Origin of the sequence: Streptomyces acidiscabies (assembly GCF_020010905.1) — a bacterium.
In the GTDB taxonomy this organism is placed as follows: Bacteria; Actinomycetota; Actinomycetes; order Streptomycetales; family Streptomycetaceae; genus Streptomyces; species Streptomyces acidiscabies.
Genome location: NZ_JAGJBY010000002.1, coordinates 80,965 through 102,459 on the forward strand (window position 1 = coordinate 80,965; position 21,495 = coordinate 102,459).

Here is a 21,495-nt window from a genome sequence, read left to right on the forward strand (position 1 = left end):
GGCGTCTAGCGGAGGATGCCCTCCAGGAAGTCGCTGCCCAGGCGGGCCACCAGGGCGACGTCCAGCTGGTGCAGGACGTATCTGCCGCGCCGGCGGGTCGTGATGAGGCCGGCCTTCTTGAGGGCGGCGAGGTGGCGGGAGATCTCCGGCGCGGACATGGTGTGGATCCGGGCGAGTTCGGTCGTCGTGTACGCGCTGCGCGCGAGGTTGCGGCACAGCTGCATGCGGACGGGGTGGGACAGCGCGTTCATCCGCAGGGTGAGCAGCTCGACCGAGGGCACCGAGTCGGGGGCCGGGGAGTGGGCGGGGTAGTGCAGCAGGGGGCGCCAGCCCTCGCGGTGCAGGACGTTCAGGTGCGGGCGGCCCAGGCTCGTCGGGATCAGCAGCAGACCGGCGTCCCGCGCGGACGTACGGCTCTCGACGAGCTTGTCGACGACGATCCGCCCGCGCGCCTCGTCGAGCCGTACGGCGGGGGAGACCGCGGCGAGCGCCTCCGCGGGCCCGCGCCGGTGCAGGATCTGCGTCTTGTGCCGGGCGTCGGCGGCGAGCTGGTGGCTCAGCCGCTCCCAGGTCTCCGCGAAGAACGCCTCGTCGCAGTCCTCCAGGAAGCGCCGCAGCCACGCGCGCATGCCGAGCGGGTCGTCGAGCAGCCGGCGCGCGAACGCGAGCTGCCGGGGCCCGCGCGAGGCGGCCAGGTCCAGGACGCGGGTCCGCAGGACGGGGTCCGCGAGGACGCCCGGCGCCGGGCAGTCGCACGAGGGGCACGCGAACTCCAGCGCCGCGTCCACGAACTGGTCGTCCGACAGCTTGTCCAGCAGCGTCAGATCCTCGGCGAGGGTCTCCCCGGGGAGCGCGCCCGGGACGCCCGCGCAGGCGAGGAACAGGTCCGAGAACACCGTCCGCCACAGGAAGTCCGCCTCGCACATCCGGTCGGCCAGATGCGGATCGAGCGCCGCGAGGACGCTCCCCGTCCACCCCTGGATGCCCGGGTGGTGCCCCGGCTCCGACAGGGCGTGCAGCGCCATGCCGAGCTCGGCCAGCGGCGACGGGACGAAGGCCACCTGCTCGGGCCGGACCCCGGCGAAGTCGATGCTCACGCTCATGCGCCCATGGTGCACCCCACCACTGACAACGCCCCGCCGATTGACGCCGACCGTCAATCGGCGGCCCCCTCGGGCAGCCGCGCCACGAACTCGGCGACCGCCCGCTTCACGTCCTCCACGCCCCACGCGAGGCCCGCCTCCCGCACGGAGACCTCCGTGTACGACAGCCCGGGCCCCTTCTCGTCCCAGGGCGACGCGAACAGGAGCGTGCCGGTCTCCTCGGACTGACGCACCGCCGCCTCCGAGAGGGTGTCCGGGCCGTACGGCAGCCAGAGCTGGAACTCGTGGGTGTGCGGCACCCGCGGGTGCACGCGGAACCAGGGCACCCCCGCCTGCGTGAACCCCTCCCGCAGGGCGTCGGCCACCACGCGCGCGTGGGTGACGTACTCCGGCAGCCGGGGCAGCTCGCGGTCGAGGCCCGCCAGCGCGGTGAGGGCGGCGGGGAACTGGTGGAAGAGCGTGCCGCCGTAGCGGTGGCGCCACGCCCCGGCCTCCGAGACCAGCGTCTGCGGGCCCGCGAGGACGGCGCCGCTCAGCCCGTCGAGGGACTTGTACAGGGACACGTACACGCTGTCCGCGAGGGCGGCGATCTCCTCCAGGGGGCGGCCGAAGTGGGTGACCGACTCCCACAGGCGCGCGCCGTCGAAGTGCACCACCGCGTCGCGCTCGCGCGCGGCGGCCACTGTCGCCGTCAGCTCCTCCCAGGACGGCAGCACGAACCCGGCGTCCCGCAGGGGCAGTTCCAGCGCGAGCGTCCCGAAGGGCTCCTCAGCCTCGCGCACCTCCTGCGCCGTCGGCAGCCGGGGCTCGTCCGTCAGGTGCACCGGCCGCAGCCCGGTGACCTGGCTGAGCGCGTCCCGCTCGTGCACCTCCAGGTGGGCCAGCGGATGCACGGCCACCGAGCGCACGCCGGTACGCCCCGCCCAGCACCGCAGCGCGACCTGCTGGGCCATCGTGCCGGTCGGGAAGAACACGGCGGCCTCCATGCCCAGCAGCCCCGCGATCCGCTTCTCCAGGGCGGTCACGACGCCGTTGCCGTACACGTCCGCGCGCTCGTCGAGGTCGTACCCCTCGGCCGCCTCCTGGAGATGCGCCATGCGCTCGCGCAGGGAGGCCCGGGACAGGGGGCGGGACAGGACGTGTACGGCTTCGCGCTGGGCCGTCGTGCGCCGCTCGCGCAGCTGCTCGGCGGGGGACTCGTCGGCCTGGTGGCCTGGCGTGGAGGTCATGCCCGGATCATGCCGTGCGACGGCGTGTGCGGGCATCCGCAATATGCACAGCCTGTGGACAACCGGCCGCCCCGGAACAGATCGCGTTAACATGACGAGAAATCGTCCGGTACCCAGATGCGGACTGGAACGGGAAGGCCGCCGTCGCGTGACTACAGTGCACCAGCCAGACCCAAGAGACCGCCCCGCGCGGCTCACCGTCGGCGTCGTCGGCGCCGGCCGGGTGGGCCCCGCCCTCGCCGCGTCCCTCCAGCTCGCCGGACACCGCCCGGTGGCCGTCTCCGGCGTCTCCGACGCCTCGCGGGGGCGCGCGGCCCTCATGCTGCCGGACGTGCCCCTGACGACCCCCGAGGACGTCCTGAGCCGCGCCGACCTGGTCCTGCTGACCGTCCCGGACGACGCGCTGCCCGCCCTCGTGCAGGGCCTCGCCGACACCGGCGCGGTCCGCCCCGGCCAGCTCATCGCGCACACCTCGGGGCGCTACGGGGCACGGGTCCTCGACCCCGCCCTGCGCGCGGGCGCCCTGCCGCTCGCCCTGCACCCGGCGATGACGTTCACCGGCACGCCGGTCGACGTCCAGCGCCTCGCCGGCTGCTCCTTCGGCGTCACCGCCCCCGACGAACTGCGCCTCGCCGCCGAGGCCCTCGTCATCGAGATGGGCGGCGAACCCGAGTGGATCGCCGAGGAGAACCGCCCGCTCTACCACGCGGCCCTCGCGCTGGGCGCCAACCACCTCGTCACGCTGGTCGCCCAGTCCATGGAGCTGCTGCGCGAGGCGGGCGTCGAGGCGCCCGACCGGATGCTCGGCCCGCTCCTGGGCGCCGCCCTGGACAACGCGCTGCGCTCCGGCGACGCCGCCCTCACCGGGCCGGTCGCGCGCGGGGACGCGGGCACGGTCGCCGCGCACGTCGGGGAGCTGCGCAAGCACGCGCCCCAGACCGTCGCCGGCTACCTCGCGATGGCCCGCGCCACCGCCGACCGCGCGCTCGCGCACGGCCTGCTGAAGCCGGAGCTGGCGCAGGACCTTCTCGGGGTGCTGGCAGGCGGCGTCGGCCCGAACGGCACGCCCGGCACCGAAGGAGACGCCCGATGAGCCTCGCCCTGCTGCGCACCGCCGCGGAACTGGACGCCCGCGCCCGTACGCGTGCCGTCGTCATGACCATGGGCGCCCTCCACGACGGCCACGCCACCCTCGTCCGCGCCGCGCGCGAGATCGCCGGACCGGACGGCGAGGTCGTCGTCACCGTCTTCGTCAACCCTCTCCAGTTCGGCAAGGGCGAGGACCTCGACCGCTACCCGCGCACCCTGGACGCCGACCTGAAGATCGCCGAGGAGGCCGGCGCGGACGCCGTGTTCGCGCCCTTTGCCGACGAGGTCTACCCGGGCGGCGAACCCCAGGTCCGCATTAGCGCGGGACCCATGGGCGAGCGCCTCGAAGGCGCCGTACGCCCGGGGCACTTCGACGGCATGCTGACGGTCGTCGCGAAGCTCCTGCACCTCACGCGCCCAGGCGTCGCGCTGTTCGGCCAGAAGGACGCCCAGCAGCTCGCCCTGATCCGGCGCATGGTGCGCGACCTGAACTTCGGCGTGGAGATCGTCGCCGTCCCGACGGTCCGCGAGGACGACGGCTTCGCCCTCTCCAGCCGCAACCGCTACCTCTCGCCCCAGGAGCGCCGCACCGGACTCGCCCTCTCGCGCGCGCTGTTCGCGGGCCGCGACCGGCACGCCGCGCAGGAAGCCTTGCGCGCCCGCGCGCGGGAGGTGCCCGCCACCCAGGCGCGCGCACAGGCGCTGAGCGCGATCGGCGAGTCCCGCGCGGCGGCCGACACGCACGCCGTCGCCCAGGCCGCCGCAGGCGCCGCGGGCATCCGCGCCGCCGCGCGCACGGTGCTCGACGAGGCCGCCCGCTTCGATCCACCGCTCGCGCTGGACTACCTCGCACTCGTCGACCCCGCCGACTTCACGGAGATCGGGGACGACTTCACCGGCGAGGCCGTCCTCGCCGTCGCCGCCCGGGTGGGGACGACCCGGCTGATCGACAACCTCCCGCTGACCTTCGGAGCCGCCTCGTGAGCACCACAGGCATACGCCCGCCCGCCGCCCACCTCCCCCGCCTGCACGCACCCGCGCCGGGCTGGTCGATCGCCGCCGACGTCGTGGTCATCGGCTCCGGCGTGGCCGGCCTGACCGCGGCCCTGCGCTGCGAGGCCGCAGGGCTCAACACGGTCGTCGTCACCAAGGCCCGCCTCGACGACGGCTCCACGCGCTGGGCGCAGGGCGGCATAGCGGCGGCCCTCGGGGAGGGCGACACCCCCGAGCAGCACCTCGACGACACCCTCGTCGCCGGCGCGGGCCTGTGCGACGAGGACGCCGTACGCATCCTTGTCACCGAGGGCCCCGACGCCGTACGGCGGCTCATCGCGACCGGCGCGCACTTCGACGAGTCCGCCGAAGGCGACCTGGAACTCACACGTGAGGGCGGCCACCACCGCCGCCGCATCGTGCACGCGGGAGGTGACGCGACCGGAGCGGAGGTCTCCCGCGCGCTCGTCGAGGCCGTCCGCGCGCGCGGGATGCGCACCGTCGAGAACGCGCTCGCCCTGGACCTCCTGACCGACGCGGACGGCCGCACGGCGGGTGTGACCCTGCACGTGATGGGCGAGGGCCAGCACGACGGCGTGGGAGCCGTCCACGCACCCGCCGTGGTCCTCGCGACCGGCGGCATCGGCCAGGTGTTCTCCGCGACGACCAACCCGTCCGTGGCGACCGGCGACGGCGTCGCACTCGCCCTGCGCGCGGGTGCGGAGGTCAGCGACCTGGAGTTCGTCCAGTTCCACCCGACGGTGCTGTTCCTCGGCGCCGACGCGGAGGGACAGCAGCCCCTCGTCTCCGAGGCCGTACGCGGCGAGGGAGCGCACCTGGTCGACGCGGACGGCGTGCGCTTCATGACCGGCCAGCACGAACTGGGGGAGCTGGCACCCCGGGACATCGTCGCCAAGGGCATCATGCGGCGCATGCAGGAACTCGGCGCCGAGCACATGTACCTCGACGCCCGGCACTTCGGCGCGGACATGTGGGAGCACCGCTTCCCGACGATCCTGGCCGCCTGCCGCGCGCACGGCATCGACCCCGTCCAGGAGCCGATCCCGGTCGCCCCGGCCGCGCACCACGCCTCCGGCGGCGTGCGCACCGACTCCCGGGGCCGCACGACCGTACCGGGCCTGTACGCGTGCGGAGAGGTCGCCTGCACCGGCGTCCACGGCGCCAACCGGCTCGCCTCCAACTCCCTCCTGGAGGGCCTGGTCTACGCCGAGCGCATCGCCGCCGACATCGCCGAGGACCTCGCGCAGACCGGCCCCCACGCGCGCGTGCCCGCCCCCGTCGAGACCCCGCAGACCCCCGCGCACCCCCTCCTCGCACCCGAGGAGCGGTTCGCGATCCAGCGGATCATGAGCGACGGCGCCGGTGTGCTGCGCTCCGCCGCCTCCCTGGAGCAGGCCGCCGACCGGCTCGACGCGCTCCACGCGCACGCGCGGGACGCTCTCGACGAGAACGGCAAGACCGCCGAACCCGGCGTCGACACCTGGGAGGCCACCAACCTCCTGTGCGTCGCCCGCGTCCTGGTCGCCGCCGCGCGCCTGCGCGAGGAGACCCGCGGCTGCCACTGGCGCGAGGACCACGCCGACCGCGACGACGACGCCTGGCGCCGCCACATCGTCGTACGGCTGAACCCGGACCGCTCGCTCGCCGTGCACCCCACGGACACCGCCGACTTCCCCCCGACCCAGCGCCCCCAGGAGCAGTGACCGAAGTGAGCAACGACCTTCCCCTCGTAGAGAACGGCGGCTGCGGTGACGGCTGCGCGTGCGCGGCCGAGGGCGACGCCGAGTACGCCGAGTACCTGGAGTGCGGGCTCGACCCCGCGCTCGCCGCGCTGCTCACCAATGCGGGGCTCGACCCCGTCGAGGTCGAGGACATCGCGAACGTGGCGATCCAGGAGGACCTCGCGCACGGCGTGGACGTGACGACCGTCGCGACCATCCCCGAGGAGGCCGTCTCCACCGCCGACTTCGTCGCGCGCGAGGCGGGCGTCGTCGCGGGCCTGAGGGTCGCCGAGGCCGTCGTCTCCATCGTCTGCACGGACGAGTTCGAGGTCGAGCGGCACGTCGAGGACGGCGACCGGGTCGAGGCCGGGCAGACGCTGCTGTCGGTCACCTCGCGCACGCGCGATCTGCTCACCGCCGAGCGCAGCGCCCTCAACCTGCTGTGCCGGCTGTCCGGGATCGCGACCGCCACGCGCGCGTGGGCCGACGCGCTGGAGGGCACGCAGGCGCGTGTCCGCGACACCCGCAAGACGACGCCGGGGCTGCGGGCCCTGGAGAAGTTCGCCGTGCGCTGCGGCGGGGGCGTCAACCACCGCATGTCGCTCTCCGACGCCGCGCTGGTGAAGGACAACCACGTCGTGGCCGCCGGGGGCGTCTCGCAGGCGTTCAAGGCCGTCCGCGAGGCCTTCCCCGACGTCCCCGTCGAGGTCGAGGTCGACACCCTCCACCAGCTGCGCGAAGTCGTCGACGCGGGCGCCGACCTCATCCTGCTCGACAACTTCACGCCCGGTGAGTGCGAGGAGGCCGTCGGGATCGTCGGCGGGCGGGCGCTGCTCGAAGCGTCCGGGCGGCTCACGCTCGACAACGCGCGCGCGTACGCCGGCACCGGGGTCGACTTCCTCGCCGTCGGGGCGCTCACCCACTCCTCGCCGATCCTCGACATCGGCCTCGACCTGCGTGAGGCGGAGTGAAGCGATGCTTCTGACCATCGACGTCGGCAACACGCACACCACCCTCGGGCTGTTCGACGGGGAGGAGATCGTCGAGCACTGGCGGATCTCCACGGACGCGCGCCGGACGGCCGACGAACTCGCCGTCCTCCTCCAAGGGCTGATGGGCATGCATCCCCTGCTCGGGGACGAGCTCGGCGACGGCATCGACGGGATCGCGATCTGCGCGACCGTCCCCTCGGTGCTGCACGAACTCCGTGAGGTCACCCGCAGGTACTACGGGGACGTCCCCGCCGTACTGGTGGAGCCCGGCGTCAAGACCGGCGTGCCGATCCTCACCGACAACCCCAAGGAGGTCGGCGCCGACCGCATCATCAACGCCGTCGCCGCCGTCGAGCTGTACGGGGGGCCCGCCGTCGTCGTCGACTTCGGGACGGCGACCACCTTCGACGCGGTGTCCGCGCGCGGGGAGTACGTCGGCGGCGTCATCGCCCCCGGCATCGAGATCTCCGTCGAGGCGCTCGGCGTCAGAGGGGCCCAGCTGCGCAAGATCGAGGTCGCCCGGCCGCGGAGCGTCATCGGCAAGAACACCGTCGAGGCCATGCAGTCCGGGATCGTCTACGGGTTCGCCGGGCAGGTCGACGGGGTGGTCCAGCGGATGATCCGCGAACTCGCCACCGACCCCGAGGACGTCACGGTCATCGCGACGGGCGGCCTGGCGCCGATGGTCCTCGGCGAGGCGTCGGTGATCGACGAGCACGAGCCGTGGCTGACGCTGATCGGGCTGCGGTTGGTGTACGAACGGAACGTCTCGCGGATGTGAAAGGCACGCGCCACGCCTGAGGAATATGTCGAATTTGTCTGATTAGCGCGTATCGTTGCCGCATGCCCACGCCATACGGATCCCGCGGCGGCATGGCGTTCGGTGCGGAGGAGCTGCGTGTGCTCCGTCGCGCTCTCGCCCTCGCCCTTCACCCCGGTCCCGCCTCGGCAGAGGACATCCAGGACTGTCATCGGCTGGCGACGTCTCTCGACGAGGCGCTGCGCGAAGCCGCTCGGTTGCGGACGTTCCTGGTGGCCGACCTCGCTCGGTACCGGGCGGCGCTGCCCGGTACGGCAGCCGGGTACCTGACGTTGCTGGAGGAGGTGCTGGGCGCCGGGTACCGGCCCGAGCCCGACGACCTCGCCGCGCTGCGGGCCCTGCGGGGCAACCCGCTCGCGGCGACCCTCCTGAGCCGCTGCCAGGTGCTGGCCGAGCAGGACGTCCGCAGCCGGCTGGCCCGCAGGACCACCCGCCATGCCGTCCCCGCGCCGCTCACGCCCGCTCCGGCGGTCCCGCCCTCCCGTACCCGCCTCCTGGCCCTCCCGGGCGGCCTGTCGCCCGACGGCGGCTTCGAGGAGGTCTCGGGGGAGGAGCCGCCGGCCCCGCAGAAGCGCCCGGCGACCGGCCCGGCGGACGAGCCGGCCGAGCCCGCGGCCCCCGACCCCGCCCGGCGCCCCATCCCGACGCCCGGCGAGGTCTTCCCCCGCCGCAAGCCGACCCCGACCCCACCCCCGGCCGACCCGGAGGAGCGCCTCGCGGCGGGCTGAAGCCCCACCGGACGCGTTTTCCCGCCCCGCCCTCGAAACCCCGGCCCGTTCACGGCCGGCACGAGGGCGGGGTTCTTGTGTGGCGACTCCCGGACCGTCCCGGGAATGTCCGGCTCTGTCGTGCGGCCCGCGCGGGTGTGCGTGAGGTCCGTCCCTATAGGGCGTCGCGGCGGGGCGTCCTGCGGAACGCGTTTCGTTCTCTGAAGCGGCTATCCGTGTGTTTCGCGGCGGGCTCCGGCGCCGTTCGAGCGGGGCTATAGGCGGCGGTGAACGCGTCCGGCAATGCGGCGTCTTGCCGGGTTCCCCGGGATTCGAGGGGAGAAGCGAGGGCCGGAGTAGTCATCGAACGCTCACTGATCGTGGTGACCGGGTTCGCGGGAGAAATTGACCGGACCGTGCTCGCGGGAGCGCTCTCGGTGGGCGATGTTCGCGATCCGGCCGCGTTTGGGAGCCCTCCCGTTTCCCCGGCCCGGCTTCTTCCCGGCTCGGAATCGTCGGGGTCCGGGATTTTCCGGCCTCGGTTTTACCGGTTCCGGTCCCCTGGGGCCTGCATTTCCCGGGCATGAGGGTCACGGATTCCCTGGCCGGCCACGGCGCACGCGTGATCGCCGGGAACGCCGGACCGCACGGGCGGGGCCGCGAGGATACCCGGACGACCTTGAGCGGGGCTCGGAGTTTTCAAAAGCTCTGGAATGCCGCCCCGGGATCCGCCGATCCGCCGGACGGAACACCCCCGAGGGGTACGTACGGCCCCCACCTGGGCGTCCCGGCCTTCCCGACCCCGCCCGGATGTCCGCTTTCTCCGTGGCTACCCTGGATCCATGGACTACGTCTCCGCGCTCGTGCCCCCCGTCGTCATGGCCGTGCTCTTCATCGGCTTGATCCGCGTGATCGTGAAGACCCAGGGCGGGGCCAACAAGGCCAAGGAGGACGCGGCCGTCGACGCGGCGCTCGCGCGCGCGGAGGCGGCCCGGCAGGCGGGCGCCGGCCGCGCCGAGGACTGAGGGCACCTCACCGTCGTAAGCATCATTTGTTCTTGTGCCTCCCGAAAGATCCCGTTTCGGGAGGTGAATGACGGAATCTCCCGTTATTGTGCTGAGCGTGCCTCGCCCATTGGGAGAACTCGAAGACGCGGTCATGACGCGGGTGTGGAAGTGGAACCGCCCGGTGACCGTCCGGGAAGTCCTGGAAGACCTCCAGCAGGAACGGTCCATCGCCTACACCACGGTGATGACCGTTTTGGACAATCTCCATCAGAAGGGCTGGGTCCGCCGGGAGTCGGAGAGCCGGGCCTATCGCTATGAGGCGGTCTCCACGCGCGCGGCGTACGCCGCCGCCCTCATGAACGACGCGTGGAGCCAGAGCGACAACCCCGCCGCCGCCCTCGTCGCCTTCTTCGGGATGATGAGCGAGGAACAGCGCGAGGCCCTGCGGGACGCCGTACGGATGGTCCAGGGGCCGGAGACGCCTGCGCGCAGCCCCGGCGCGGCGGCCGAGAACGCCGGGCGATAGCGTCCGGCACATGTCAGCGCACAACCCTCCGGCGCAGAAGCCTCCCGTCAAAGCCATCACCGTCCGGCGCGCGCGGACCGGCGACGTCCCCGCCGTACGCACACTCCTCGACGACTACACGCGCGGGCGCATCCTCCTCGACAAAGCGACGGTGACGCTTTACGAGGACATCCAGGAGTTCTGGGTCGCGGAACGGGACGACAACGCCGAGGTCGTCGGCTGCGGGGCGCTGCACGTCATGTGGGAAGACCTCGCGGAAGTTCGTACTCTCGCCGTCCAGCCCGGCCTGAAGGGCTCCGGTGTCGGGCATCAGTTGCTGGAGAAGTTGCTGCACACGGCGCGCTGGCTCGGTGTTCGCCGGGTTTTCTGTCTGACCTTCGAAGTGGACTTCTTCGGCAAGCACGGCTTCGTGGAGATCGGCGAGACACCGGTGGACACCGATGTCTACGCGGAGCTGCTCCGTTCCTATGACGAGGGCGTCGCCGAGTTCCTCGGACTCGAACGAGTGAAACCGAACACCTTGGGCAACAGCCGGATGCTTCTGCATCTGTGATCGACCTTGCCCAAGGGTCCTATGTCCGAAACGCGCACGTTTCCGGTCGGGGCGGGGGGCCGGTCTCTCCCAGGGGTTTGTGTTTTCCCGGCAAAAGCGGTTTGCTTTCCGACGTACTGCGTAGTGCATATAACTAGGGGCGGTGAAACGGCGGACGCCGCAGAGCCTCGGCCCTCACGTTATCGATGAAAGGAATACCCGGTGGCACAGAAGGTTCAGGTCCTTCTTGTCGACGACCTCGACGGCGGCGAGGCGGACGAGACCGTGACGTTCGCTCTGGACGGCAAGACCTACGAGATCGATCTCACGACGGCCAATGCGGACAAGCTGCGCGGCCTTCTCGACGCGTATGTGAAGGGCGGCCGGCGCACCGGTGGCCGTGCTTCCGGCGGGCGCGGAAAGGCCCGTGCCGCGGCCGGCGGCAACCAGGACACCGCGCAGATCCGCGCCTGGGCGAAGGAGAACGGCTACGACGTCAACGACCGCGGCCGTGTTCCCGCGACCATCCGCGAGGCCTACGAGAAGGCCAACGGCTGAGCGCTCGCGCTCCGCAGGCGGACACGGTGCGCATGAGTCGCCAGCGTGTCCACCAGACGTACGAGACCGGGGGCGCCCTCATCGACCCCCGGCGCCGACATCGTCGGCAGCGAGGATTCCTCGCGACCCGGAACGGGGGGCCGCAGCCACACGGCGGCCCCCTGTACAGCACCCCGGCGCAGCGCCCCCGGCGGCAGCGGAGCGAGCACACTCCCGCCCGCCCCGACCGCGACGAGGTCCAGCGGCAGCGCGCCCCACTCCAGCCACCGCAGAATCCCCGGCACCTCCTCGGCCCCACCCGCCGCGACCAGGAACCCCATCCGGTCGCCGTGCACGAGGACGGGCCCCACGGAGGCCGGGCCCCCTTGAACCCCGTGCCTCCCCGCCGCCCCCGCCGTGAGGTGTTCCAGCGTCGCCAGCCCCGCCTCCCTCGGGACCTCCAGGACGTCGAAGTCGCGGCCCGTGATTAGTCGTACCGGGGATCCGGGCACTGTCGGCCAGCCCAGGTCGTTCTCGTACCAACCGCGGAATTCAGGGCGGGGACCGGGCGGACGGCGTGGGGAGGGGACCGTGGTGACAGAGGTGAGCGTGGGGCCGACGGGCGAGCCGGGCGTGGGGGGAGAGCCAACCATGACAAGTGCAACCGTGCGGAGGGGCCGCGAGTTACGCTGGGTGGCTCAGTGGCTGCGCAGTGTGCGCGAGAGGGGGGTGTGGGGCCATGCGGGCGGGCGCAAGGTTGTTCGCCCGTAGCGGAGGGAACCGGTGCGTACGGCATGGACTGTCGGTGCCGGCGGGTAAGACATCCCTAGTGGGAGGGGGCGACGCGCAGAAAAGGCCGTCCCGCGTTCGCCATCGGCGTACTGGCGACCGGGGTAAGTGCCTGGCCTGCGGGAACATCGTCTCGCACCATCAGGTTGGAGCAGATGTCGGCGTTAGGGGTCGGGAGACCGCACCAGGTCCCCGCTCCCGCGGAGGTGATCCGGACGGTGTCGGCAGTTGGAATGAGCGGTCCCCGCTTGCGGGACTAAGCTGCGGAAGGACAGCGAGGGGAGCGTCCCCTCATTGCCTGACCGCTCTGAGGAGCGATTAACGATGTTCGAGAGGTTCACCGACCGCGCGCGGCGGGTTGTCGTCCTGGCTCAGGAAGAAGCCCGGATGCTCAACCACAACTACATCGGCACCGAGCACATCCTCCTGGGCCTGATCCACGAGGGTGAGGGTGTCGCCGCAAAGGCCCTGGAGAGCCTCGGCATTTCGCTTGAGGCGGTCCGTCAGCAGGTGGAGGAGATCATCGGTCAGGGCCAGCAGGCCCCGTCCGGGCACATCCCCTTCACCCCCCGTGCCAAGAAGGTCCTGGAGCTGTCGCTCCGCGAGGCTCTTCAGCTGGGCCACAACTACATCGGCACGGAGCACATCCTGCTCGGCCTGATCCGCGAGGGCGAGGGCGTCGCCGCCCAGGTCCTCGTCAAGCTGGGCGCAGACCTCAACCGGGTCCGGCAGCAGGTCATCCAGTTGCTCTCCGGCTACCAGCAGAGCAAGGAGACCGCCACCGCCGGCGGCCCCGCCGAGGGCACGCCCTCGACCTCGCTCGTCCTCGACCAGTTCGGCCGGAACCTCACCCAGGCCGCTCGTGAGTCCAAGCTCGACCCGGTCATCGGGCGCGAGAAGGAGATCGAGCGGGTCATGCAGGTGCTGTCCCGCCGCACCAAGAACAACCCGGTCCTCATCGGTGAGCCCGGCGTCGGTAAGACCGCCGTCGTCGAGGGCCTCGCCCAGGCCATCGTCAAGGGCGAGGTGCCCGAGACCCTCAAGGACAAGCACCTCTACACCCTGGACCTCGGCGCCCTGGTCGCGGGCTCCCGCTACCGCGGTGACTTCGAGGAGCGCCTGAAGAAGGTCCTCAAGGAGATCCGCACCCGCGGCGACATCATCCTGTTCATCGACGAGCTGCACACGCTCGTCGGCGCGGGTGCCGCCGAGGGCGCGATCGACGCCGCCTCGATCCTCAAGCCGATGCTGGCGCGCGGTGAGCTCCAGACCATCGGTGCCACCACGCTCGACGAGTACCGCAAGCACCTGGAGAAGGACGCCGCGCTGGAGCGCCGCTTCCAGCCCATCCAGGTCGCCGAGCCCTCGCTGCCGCACACCATCGAGATCCTCAAGGGTCTGCGCGACCGGTACGAGGCCCACCACCGCGTCTCCATCACGGACGAGGCGCTGGTCCAGGCCGCGACCCTGGCCGACCGGTACATCTCGGACCGCTTCCTCCCGGACAAGGCGATCGACCTGATCGACGAGGCCGGCTCCCGGATGCGCATCCGCCGGATGACCGCGCCGCCGGACCTGCGCGAGTTCGACGAGAAGATCGCGGGCGTGCGCCGCGACAAGGAGTCCGCGATCGACTCGCAGGACTTCGAGAAGGCCGCCTCCCTGCGCGACAAGGAGAAGCAGCTCCTCGCCGCGAAGGCCAAGCGGGAGAAGGAGTGGAAGGCCGGCGACATGGACGTCGTCGCCGAGGTCGACGGCGAGCTGATCGCCGAGGTCCTCGCGACCGCCACCGGCATCCCGGTCTTCAAGCTCACCGAGGAGGAGTCGTCCCGCCTGCTGCGCATGGAGGACGAGCTCCACAAGCGGGTCATCGGCCAGAAGGACGCCGTCAAGGCGCTCTCCAAGGCGATCCGCCGTACCCGTGCCGGTCTGAAGGACCCGAAGCGTCCGGGCGGTTCGTTCATCTTCGCCGGTCCGTCCGGTGTCGGTAAGACCGAGCTGTCCAAGGCGCTCGCCGAGTTCCTCTTCGGCGACGAGGACGCGCTGATCTCCCTCGACATGTCGGAGTTCAGCGAGAAGCACACGGTCTCGCGGCTCTTCGGCTCGCCCCCCGGCTACGTCGGGTACGAGGAGGGCGGCCAGCTCACCGAGAAGGTGCGCCGCAAGCCGTTCTCCGTCGTCCTCTTCGACGAGGTCGAGAAGGCCCACCCGGACATCTTCAACTCGCTGCTCCAGATCCTGGAGGACGGTCGCCTGACCGACTCCCAGGGCCGGGTCGTGGACTTCAAGAACACGGTCATCATCATGACGACCAACCTCGGCACCCGGGACATCTCCAAGGGCTTCAACCTGGGCTTCGCCGCCACGGGCGACACCAAGTCCAACTACGAGCGCATGAAGAACAAGGTCTCGGACGAGCTGAAGCAGCACTTCCGTCCCGAGTTCCTCAACCGTGTCGACGACGTGGTCGTCTTCCCGCAGCTCACGCAGGCGGACATCCTCCAGATCGTCGACCTCATGGTCGGCAAGGTGGACGAGCGCCTCAAGGACCGCGACATGGGCATCGAGCTGTCCCAGGCGTCCAAGGAGCTGCTGTCCAAGAAGGGCTACGACCCCGTCCTGGGCGCCCGGCCGCTGCGCCGGACCATCCAGCGGGAGATCGAGGACACGCTCTCGGAGAAGATCCTCTTCGGCGAGCTGCGCCCCGGTCACATCGTGGTCGTCGACGTCGAGGGCGAGGGTGAGACCGCGACCTTCACCTTCCGCGGCGAGGAGAAGTCGGCGCTGCCCGACGTCCCGCCGATCGAGCAGGCGGCCGGCGGTGGCGGGCCGAACCTGAGCAAGGAGGCGTAAGCCTCAGCCTCCGGCGGATCAGCCGTACGAAAGGGGGGCCGGTGCTTTCGAGCACCGGCCCCCCTTCTCGCTGTGTCTACGAGAGCTGGCCGTCGTAGTCCGGCAGCTTGAACGTCTTCTCGGCGTGGCCGCCCGAGAGGTCGGTGGCGCTGTTGCCGATGTTCGCGATGATCGTGTAGCCCTTGTTCTCGATGTCGGCGCGCTGGGCGGTCTTGTACGCGGCGACGTCCTTGAAGAGGTCGAGGAAGCCGCGGACGTACAGGCCGGAGACCTGGTAGCCGACGTGCTTGAGGTTGTAGTCGGTGACCGCCTTGATGATGCCGGGCCGGGCGGTGACGAAGAACAGGGAGACGCCGTGCTCCTGCGCGTACTTCGCGACGTCCAGGACGGGCTTGTTGGCCGGCTGCGGGTAGCTGAAGCCGAAGTCGGTCTCCAGCGTGGTGTTGTCGATGTCGAGGACGATCGCCTGCTTCTCGCCGGACCCGGCGGCGGCGATACGGTTCTTCAGGTACGGCAGGGCCTGGTCCATCACGGCCTGGCAGTCGGTCTGCCAGGTCGCGTAGTCGACGTCCGCTGCTGCGGCGGCGACGGCGGAGGTGCTGGTGGCCGTAGCGGCCTGGGCGCCGGCCGGGACGGCGAGGGCCGTCACCGCGGTCGCCGCGACGACCGTCAGGCCGATGCGGCGCGTCCAGGTGCCTCTGGTCATGTGTGGGGTCCTCTCGCGTCCTTGCGCTGCCTTGTCGTGGGCATGGTGGTGGGTGGGAGTGGCTTGAGGGGAACCAGCGGGTTACTGGACGGTAGATGGTGCTGAGAGGCGCGTCACAGACCCGTGCGCGCATCGTGACCAGGGTCACAACTCGCCCTGGTCCGGGGTTCCTTGGGGCGGGAGGCCGGTGATGTGCCGCATAGGGCGCGCGTCACGTACTAGGCGGAATAGTGGCGCGGCGGGCTTGGGGGTTCTGTCCTGATCGGGGCTGTTTGTGGTGACGTACTAGCTTCTGTCGTAGGTCACCCGTTTGGGGGTCCGAGGGGGCGCGGGTTACCAAGGGAGGGTCCACCCGGCCGGGTCCGTACGGCGGGTGGCTTTTCTGTCCCCGACCTCACGAGGTACTCGATGTCCCCGCGCGCTTTCCTCCGCTCCCTCCGCACGTCCCCGCTCCGCACCCGCGTGGCCGTCGGCGCCACCGCAGTCGGCGCCGCGGCCGTGCTGGGGAGCGCGGGGACGGCGTCCGCCGCGACCGCGGCCTGGGTCGACCCGGTGAAGTCGTACACCCTCTCCGCGAGCTACGCGCAGTCCGGCAGCCTGTGGTCCGCCAAGCACAGCGGGCAGGACTTCGCGGTGCCGACCGGCACGGCCGTCGTCGCCGCGCACGGCGGTACGGTGGTCAAGGCGGGGCCCGGCGGTGCCGGGGACGGGTCCGCGTACGGCAACGCGATCGTGATCAGGCACTCCAGCGGGGTGTACTCGCAGTACGCGCACCTGTCGCGGGTCGACGTGAAGGTGGGGCAGACCGTCTCCACCGGCCAGCGGATCGGGCTGTCCGGCAGTACCGGGAACTCGACCGGGCCGCACCTGCACTTCGAGATCCGTACGACGGCGAACTACGGCTCGGCGGTGGACCCGGTGGCGTTCCTGCGTACGAAGGGTGTGACGGTCTGAGGCGTTGACCTCTGACGGGCGCTGATCCGAGGGGCTGATCCAGGGGCGCGTTTCCGGCGCCCCTCTTCAGCGTTTCGCGTTCTCGTGCGCCTGGGTCACCAGGTCCACCGCGACCTCCAGCACCGCCGCGCGCTTCTCCTCCGGCTCGCCCTCGAAGTCCTGGAGCAGGAACATCCCGGCGTGCAGTGTGAAGATCGCACTGACGCAGCGGACCTGTTCGGTCAGGGGCGCGTCGGGGTCGGTGATGATGTCGCGCAGGCCCCGCATGCGGTCCTTGAAGGAGTCGCCGATCTGGAGTTCGCGGACGGTCGCCTGGTTCTCCTGCATGAAGCGGAACAGGGGGGCGGCGTCGGCGAGGTGGCGGCTGTAGCGCCGGACGATCTCCCGCTTGGTCTCCAGGGTGTGCGGCTGCTGCGAGCCCCATTCGATCAGTTCCTGGATCGGCTTCGTCAGATCGTCGAAGATGCTGACGAGGATCTCTTCCTTCGTCTTGAAGTGGTAGTACAGGGCCGCTTTGGTGACGTCGAGGCGCTCGGCGATCTCGCGGAGCGACGTCTTCTCGTACCCCTGCTCGGCGAAGAGTTCGAGCGCGATGTCCTGGATGCGCTGGCGCGTGTTGCCGCGCCGCTGCTGCTTGGTGCCGTCCATGGTGGCGCCCATTGTCCAACTCCTCGCGCTTGCGTGAGAACCCGGGTGGTCACCCTGGCCGGATGGTTGCCTTGGGAGAAAACTTACTTGACGACCGGCTAGTTACGGGTCTACCTTCCCCAGTGTATCGAACTAGCCGGGCGGCAAGTAAGTGGCCAGCCGGGGGGAGTGGGAACCAATGGCGGACACACAGAGCGTCACACCGGTGACCGGGGACGCAGTACAACGGGCGGCGGGGTCGGCCGCCGCAGCCTCGGTGCCGGCGGCACCGCAGGACAAGCAGCCGAGAAGCGTACGGGTCGTCCTGCTCGCGCTCATGATCACGATGATGCTCGCGATGCTGGACAACATGATCGTGGGTACGGCGATGCCGACGATCGTCGGCGACCTGGGCGGCCTCGAACACCTCTCGTGGGTGGTCACCGCGTACACCCTCGCGACCGCGGCCTCCACCCCGATCTGGGGCAAGCTCGGTGACATGTACGGCCGCAAGGCCACCTTCATGACCTCCATCGTCATCTTCCTGATCGGCTCCGCGCTCAGCGGCATGGCGCAGGACATGGGCCAACTGATCGCCTTCCGGGCCGTTCAGGGTCTCGGCGCCGGCGGTCTGATGGTCGGCGTGATGGCGATCATCGGCGACCTCGTGCCGCCCCGCGAGCGCGGCAAGTACCAGGGCATGATGGCCGGCGTCATGGCGCTCGCCATGATCGGCGGGCCCCTCGTCGGCGGCACGATCACCGACCACTGGGGCTGGCGCTGGGCCTTCTACATCAACCTGCCGCTCGGCGTCGTCGCGCTGGGCCTCATCAGCGTCGTGCTCCACCTGCCGCGCAAGCGGTCGCAGGCGCGGATCGACTACCTCGGCGCCGCGCTGCTGACCGTCGGCATCACCTCCACCGTGCTGGTCACGACCTGGGGCGGTACGGAGTACGCGTGGACGTCCGCGCGGATCATGGAGCTGATCGCGATCGGCGTCGCCTCGCTCGTCGGGTTCGTGTTCTGGCAGAAGAAGGCGGCCGAGCCGATCCTGCCGCTGCACATCTTCCGCAGCCGCAACTTCACGCTGATGTCCGTCATCGGGTTCGTCACCGGGTTCGTGATGTTCGGTGCGACGCTCTTCCTGCCGCTGTACCAGCAGTCCGTGCAGGGCGCGTCCGCGACCAACTCCGGGCTGCTGCTCCTGCCGATGCTCGGCGCGATGCTCGTCACCTCCATGGTCGCCGGGCGGATCACCACCAGCACCGGGCGCTACAAGATCTTCCCCGTCGCGGGCAGCGTGCTGATGATCGTCGGGCTGTACCTGCTGTCGACCATGGACACCGGGACCTCGCGGCTCATGTCCGGGGTCTTCATGGCCGTCGTCGGGCTCGGCATGGGGTGCCTCATGCAGATCACGATGCTGGTCGCGCAGAACAGCGTCGAGATGAAGGACATGGGCGTCGCGTCGTCCTCCGCGACCCTCTTCCGGACGCTGGGTTCGTCGTTCGGCGTCGCCATCATGGGCGCGCTGTTCAACAACCGGGTCCAGGACGTCATGTCCGAGCGCGCGGGTGCGCTGGGGTCCAAGGTCACCGAGGCGTCCGCGCAGCTCGACGCTGCGAGCCTCGCGAAGCTGCCTGCCGCGGCTCGGGAGGCGTACCAGTACGCCGTCTCCTCCGGCAGCCACTCCGCCTTCCTCCTCGGCGCCGTGATCGCCGTGATCTCGCTGGTCGCGGCGGTCTTCGTGAAGGAGGTTCCGCTGCGGGGGGCCGGGGGGCCGGCAGCGGAGGACGGGCCGGCGAAGCCTGCGGCTCCGGTGGTGGAGCCGGTGTGACGCGGGGTGGTTCGACGCGGGTCGCTCTGTGATGCCGTTCGCGGTGTGACGCGGTTCTGAACGAAGGCCTTCCGGTTGGTGTCCGCCGCCGGGGGGCCTTTCGCGTTGTCGGGGGCGTTGGCAGGTGTTCTGCGTGGCGCCCCGGTGGTGTCACGGCAGCATCGGGTAGCTGCCCGTGTTCGTCGGGGCGTGTTCCGGGAGCCAGAGGACGGCTACCGCGCCCTCGGCGGGGATGTGGTCGGGAGCGGCCGGGGGGCGGACGTTGCGGAAGGTGAGGCGGGCGCCCAGGACGCGGGACTGGCCCGCGGCGATCGTGAGGCCGAGGCCGTGGCCCTGGACGGAGCGGTCGGTGCTGCCGGTGCGGAAGCGGCTCGGGCCGTCGGCGAGGAGCGCCTCGGGGAACCCGGGGCCGTGGTCGCGGACGCGGATGACCCGGCCCTCGACGGTGACCTCGATGGGCGGCTTGCCGTGCCGCGCGGCGTTCGTCAGGAGGTTGAGCAGGACGCGCTCCAGGCGCCGGGGGTCGGTCGTGACCTCCGACTCGTGCACCACCCTGACCCGCACCGCGGGGTCCTTCGCGGCCACCCGCCGGGTGACGAACTCGCCCAGCATGATGTCCTGAAGCTCCGCCCGCTCGGAGGCGCCGTCGAGGCGGGCCACCTCCAGCACGTCCTCGACCAGTGTCCGCATCGCCTTCGCACGGTCCAGGACCAGCTCCGTGGGCCGCCCGGGCGGCAGGAGCTCGGCCGCCGTCAGCAGCCCCGTCACCGGCGTCCGCAGCTCGTGCGCGATGTCCGCGGTCACCCGGCGCTCGGCCTCCAGCCGCTGCTGGAGCGCGTCCGCCATGGCGTCCACCGCGCTCGCGAGGTCGTCGGTCTCGTCCCGGACGACTCCGCCGATCGCGTCCCGCACCCGGACCTCCGACTCGCCCCTGGCCACCTGGTTCGCGGCGGCGGCAGCCTTGCGCAGCCGCCGTGACAACTGGCCGCCGATCAGCACGCCGAGCGCGCTGCCGCCGAGGACGACCGCTATCGAGCCGATGATCAGGGCCTGGTCGAGGTCGTTGAGGATGTCGGTGCTGCGGTCGGTGAACCCCGTGTGCAGGGAGAGCACCTTGCCGTCCTTCACCGGCACGGCAGCCCAGATGTCCGGTCCCCCGCCTCTGCGGTCGGAGACGAACGTCGCCCGCCGCCCTTCCACCACCTTGCCCCGCAGCTCCGGCGGCAGGTCCCGGTCGTTGATCTTGACGCCGGGGAAGTTCGGGCGGCCCGACACCTCGTAGTTGCGCTGGGCGATCTGGACCCGCTCGTCGGCCAGGTCGCGCGCGTTGTCCAGCATCGACACGCGCGCCGCGTTGTGCACGACCAGGCTCAGCACGATCGCGATCAACGCGCCCACCAGGGCGATCGCCGCGCTCAGCTTCCACCGAAGGCCCGTACGGATGTCCGCGCGCTCCCAGAGCGCCGACACCTGCTTCCGGATCATCCCCGCACCCCCGCCCCGCTCAGGCCTTCAGCTTGTAGCCGAAGCCGCGGACCGTCTCGATGCGGTCCTGGCCGATCTTGGTCCGCAGCCGCTGGACGTGGACGTCCACGACTCTGGTGTCCCCGCCCCAGCCGTAGTCCCAGACGCGCTCCAGGAGCTTGTCGCGCGACAGGACCGTCCCCGGCGCGGAGGAGAACTCCAGGAGCAGGCGCATCTCCGTCGGCGTGAGCGCGACGGGGACGCCCGCCTTCCTGACCTCCATGCCCTCCGTGTCGATCTCCAGGTCGCCGAAGGTCAGCACGCCCCCGGCGGCCGGGGCGTCGGACTCGGCGCGGTCGCCCCCGCCCGCGTGGCCGAAGCGGCGCAGGACCGCGCGGATGCGGGCGACCAGGACGGCGCCGTCGAAGGGTTTGGTCACGTAGTCGTCCGCGCCGGCCTCCAGGCCGAGGACGACGTCGATGGAGTCGGCGCGCGCGGAGAGCATGATCACCGGCACGGTCGACTCGTCACGGATGCGCCGGCACAGGCTCACGCCGTCCAGGCCGGGCACCATCACGTCCAGCAGGGCGATGTCGGGGCGGTCGGCCCGGAACGCGTCGAGGCCCGACAGGCCGTCGGGCATGGCGGTGACCGCGAAGCCGTCCCGCTCCAGGGCGAGCTGGGTGGCCTCGCGGATGACGTCGTCGTCCTCGACGAACAGCACATGTGTCTGGTCTGCCATCCGGGTGCTCTCACAGTCCTCGTGGGGGTCTCTTGTCGGTCGTACGTGCTCGGCGCGGGGCCTCCCACCAAGGGGACGCTCCGTCGGCCCGGTCCGTTCACCGGCGCTTTCACTCGTACATCGTTCCGAGCACCCCGATCGGTTCTCACCACCGGAGATTTTTTCGCCGACTTTGATTTCCGCAGGTCAGCGACGCGCCGTCAAGACGCCGAAAGTCCAGGAAGCATGGCCGGTCGGCGGTTGCTT

20 protein-coding genes are annotated in these 21,495 nt (G+C 71.2%); 13 read left to right on the forward strand and 7 right to left on the reverse strand.

The window, feature by feature from the left end:
- Positions 1-5: 5 nt before the first annotated feature.
- Positions 6-1,103: a DUF5937 family protein gene (locus tag J8M50_RS27330; protein ID WP_010351459.1), complete on the reverse strand. Its 1,098-nt coding sequence runs from the start codon at positions 1,101-1,103 to the stop codon at positions 6-8.
- 53 nt (positions 1,104-1,156) lie between these two features.
- Positions 1,157-2,332 (reverse strand): threonine aldolase family protein, encoded by a 1,176-nt coding sequence (locus J8M50_RS27335; RefSeq protein ID WP_010351460.1) that lies wholly within the window; start codon positions 2,330-2,332, stop codon positions 1,157-1,159.
- A 148-nt stretch (positions 2,333-2,480) separates the two neighbouring features.
- Here J8M50_RS27335 and J8M50_RS27340 point away from each other — a divergent pair, with 148 nt between their 5' ends.
- The 10 genes from J8M50_RS27340 to J8M50_RS27385 all read left to right on the forward strand — a co-directional run bounded on the left by J8M50_RS27340 (position 2,481) and on the right by J8M50_RS27385 (position 11,298).
- On the forward strand, positions 2,481-3,425 hold the full coding sequence (locus tag J8M50_RS27340; RefSeq protein WP_029183534.1) for a Rossmann-like and DUF2520 domain-containing protein: 945 nt from the start codon (positions 2,481-2,483) through the stop codon (positions 3,423-3,425).
- Complete coding sequence (gene panC, locus J8M50_RS27345; RefSeq protein WP_010351463.1) at positions 3,422-4,405, forward strand: pantoate--beta-alanine ligase; 984 nt, start codon at positions 3,422-3,424, stop codon at positions 4,403-4,405. The genes J8M50_RS27340 and panC overlap by 4 nt, the downstream gene beginning before the upstream one ends.
- Positions 4,402-6,138 (forward strand): L-aspartate oxidase, encoded by a 1,737-nt coding sequence (locus J8M50_RS27350; protein WP_010351464.1) that lies wholly within the window; start codon positions 4,402-4,404, stop codon positions 6,136-6,138. Before panC ends, J8M50_RS27350 begins: the two co-directional genes overlap by 4 nt.
- Positions 6,135-7,127 carry a carboxylating nicotinate-nucleotide diphosphorylase gene (nadC, locus tag J8M50_RS27355; RefSeq protein WP_010351465.1) on the forward strand — a complete coding sequence of 331 codons (993 nt, stop codon included), beginning with the start codon at positions 6,135-6,137 and terminating at the stop codon, positions 7,125-7,127. Before J8M50_RS27350 ends, nadC begins: the two co-directional genes overlap by 4 nt.
- Before the next feature lie 4 nt (positions 7,128-7,131).
- Positions 7,132-7,929 (forward strand): type III pantothenate kinase, encoded by a 798-nt coding sequence (locus J8M50_RS27360; RefSeq protein ID WP_010351467.1) that lies wholly within the window; start codon positions 7,132-7,134, stop codon positions 7,927-7,929.
- A gap of 92 nt (positions 7,930-8,021) precedes the next feature.
- Positions 8,022-8,696, forward strand: coding sequence for a hypothetical protein (locus tag J8M50_RS27365; RefSeq protein WP_010351468.1), 675 nt, complete (start codon positions 8,022-8,024; stop codon positions 8,694-8,696).
- 821 nt (positions 8,697-9,517) lie between these two features.
- The gene (locus J8M50_RS27370) at positions 9,518-9,700 is read left to right on the forward strand and encodes a hypothetical protein (RefSeq protein ID WP_010351469.1); all 183 of its coding nucleotides are present in this window, start codon (positions 9,518-9,520) and stop codon (positions 9,698-9,700) included.
- A 109-nt stretch (positions 9,701-9,809) separates the two neighbouring features.
- Positions 9,810-10,208: a BlaI/MecI/CopY family transcriptional regulator gene (locus tag J8M50_RS27375; protein ID WP_029183535.1), complete on the forward strand. Its 399-nt coding sequence runs from the start codon at positions 9,810-9,812 to the stop codon at positions 10,206-10,208.
- A gap of 10 nt (positions 10,209-10,218) precedes the next feature.
- Positions 10,219-10,761: an amino-acid N-acetyltransferase gene (locus tag J8M50_RS27380; RefSeq protein WP_010351471.1), complete on the forward strand. Its 543-nt coding sequence runs from the start codon at positions 10,219-10,221 to the stop codon at positions 10,759-10,761.
- Positions 10,762-10,962: 201 nt separating this feature from the next.
- Positions 10,963-11,298: a histone-like nucleoid-structuring protein Lsr2 gene (locus J8M50_RS27385; RefSeq protein ID WP_010351472.1), complete on the forward strand. Its 336-nt coding sequence runs from the start codon at positions 10,963-10,965 to the stop codon at positions 11,296-11,298.
- Here the strand turns inward: J8M50_RS27385 and J8M50_RS27390 are convergent.
- A complete protein-coding gene (locus J8M50_RS27390; protein WP_075661332.1) occupies positions 11,277-11,930 on the reverse strand; it encodes an SCO3374 family protein in 654 nt (217 codons plus the stop codon). The two genes, J8M50_RS27385 and J8M50_RS27390, sit on opposite strands and share 22 nt — an antisense overlap.
- A gap of 460 nt (positions 11,931-12,390) precedes the next feature.
- On the opposite strand from J8M50_RS27390, the gene J8M50_RS27395 reads away from it, so the two are divergent.
- Positions 12,391-14,919: an ATP-dependent Clp protease ATP-binding subunit gene (locus tag J8M50_RS27395; protein WP_010351474.1), complete on the forward strand. Its 2,529-nt coding sequence runs from the start codon at positions 12,391-12,393 to the stop codon at positions 14,917-14,919.
- Positions 14,920-14,995: 76 nt separating this feature from the next.
- On the opposite strand, the gene J8M50_RS27400 is transcribed toward J8M50_RS27395, so the two are convergent.
- Positions 14,996-15,625: an HAD family acid phosphatase gene (locus tag J8M50_RS27400; RefSeq protein WP_010351475.1), complete on the reverse strand. Its 630-nt coding sequence runs from the start codon at positions 15,623-15,625 to the stop codon at positions 14,996-14,998.
- Positions 15,626-16,033: 408 nt separating this feature from the next.
- Here J8M50_RS27400 and J8M50_RS27405 point away from each other — a divergent pair, with 408 nt between their 5' ends.
- Positions 16,034-16,579: a M23 family metallopeptidase gene (locus tag J8M50_RS27405; RefSeq protein ID WP_010351476.1), complete on the forward strand. Its 546-nt coding sequence runs from the start codon at positions 16,034-16,036 to the stop codon at positions 16,577-16,579.
- 66 nt (positions 16,580-16,645) lie between these two features.
- Here the strand turns inward: J8M50_RS27405 and J8M50_RS27410 are convergent, their stop codons facing one another.
- Entirely contained in the window at positions 16,646-17,239 is a 594-nt protein-coding gene (locus J8M50_RS27410) for a TetR/AcrR family transcriptional regulator (protein WP_010351477.1), read from the reverse strand.
- Between the two features lie 166 nt (positions 17,240-17,405).
- On the opposite strand from J8M50_RS27410, the gene J8M50_RS27415 reads away from it, so the two are divergent.
- On the forward strand, positions 17,406-19,043 hold the full coding sequence (locus tag J8M50_RS27415) for an MDR family MFS transporter (protein ID WP_010351478.1): 1,638 nt from the start codon (positions 17,406-17,408) through the stop codon (positions 19,041-19,043).
- A gap of 150 nt (positions 19,044-19,193) precedes the next feature.
- Here the strand turns inward: J8M50_RS27415 and cseC are convergent, their stop codons facing one another.
- On the reverse strand, positions 19,194-20,528 hold the full coding sequence (gene cseC / locus J8M50_RS27420) for a two-component system sensor histidine kinase CseC (RefSeq protein WP_010351479.1): 1,335 nt from the start codon (positions 20,526-20,528) through the stop codon (positions 19,194-19,196).
- 19 nt (positions 20,529-20,547) lie between these two features.
- Entirely contained in the window at positions 20,548-21,249 is a 702-nt protein-coding gene (cseB, locus tag J8M50_RS27425; RefSeq protein ID WP_010351480.1) for a two-component system response regulator CseB, read from the reverse strand.
- Between the last annotated feature and the right edge of the window lie 246 nt (positions 21,250-21,495).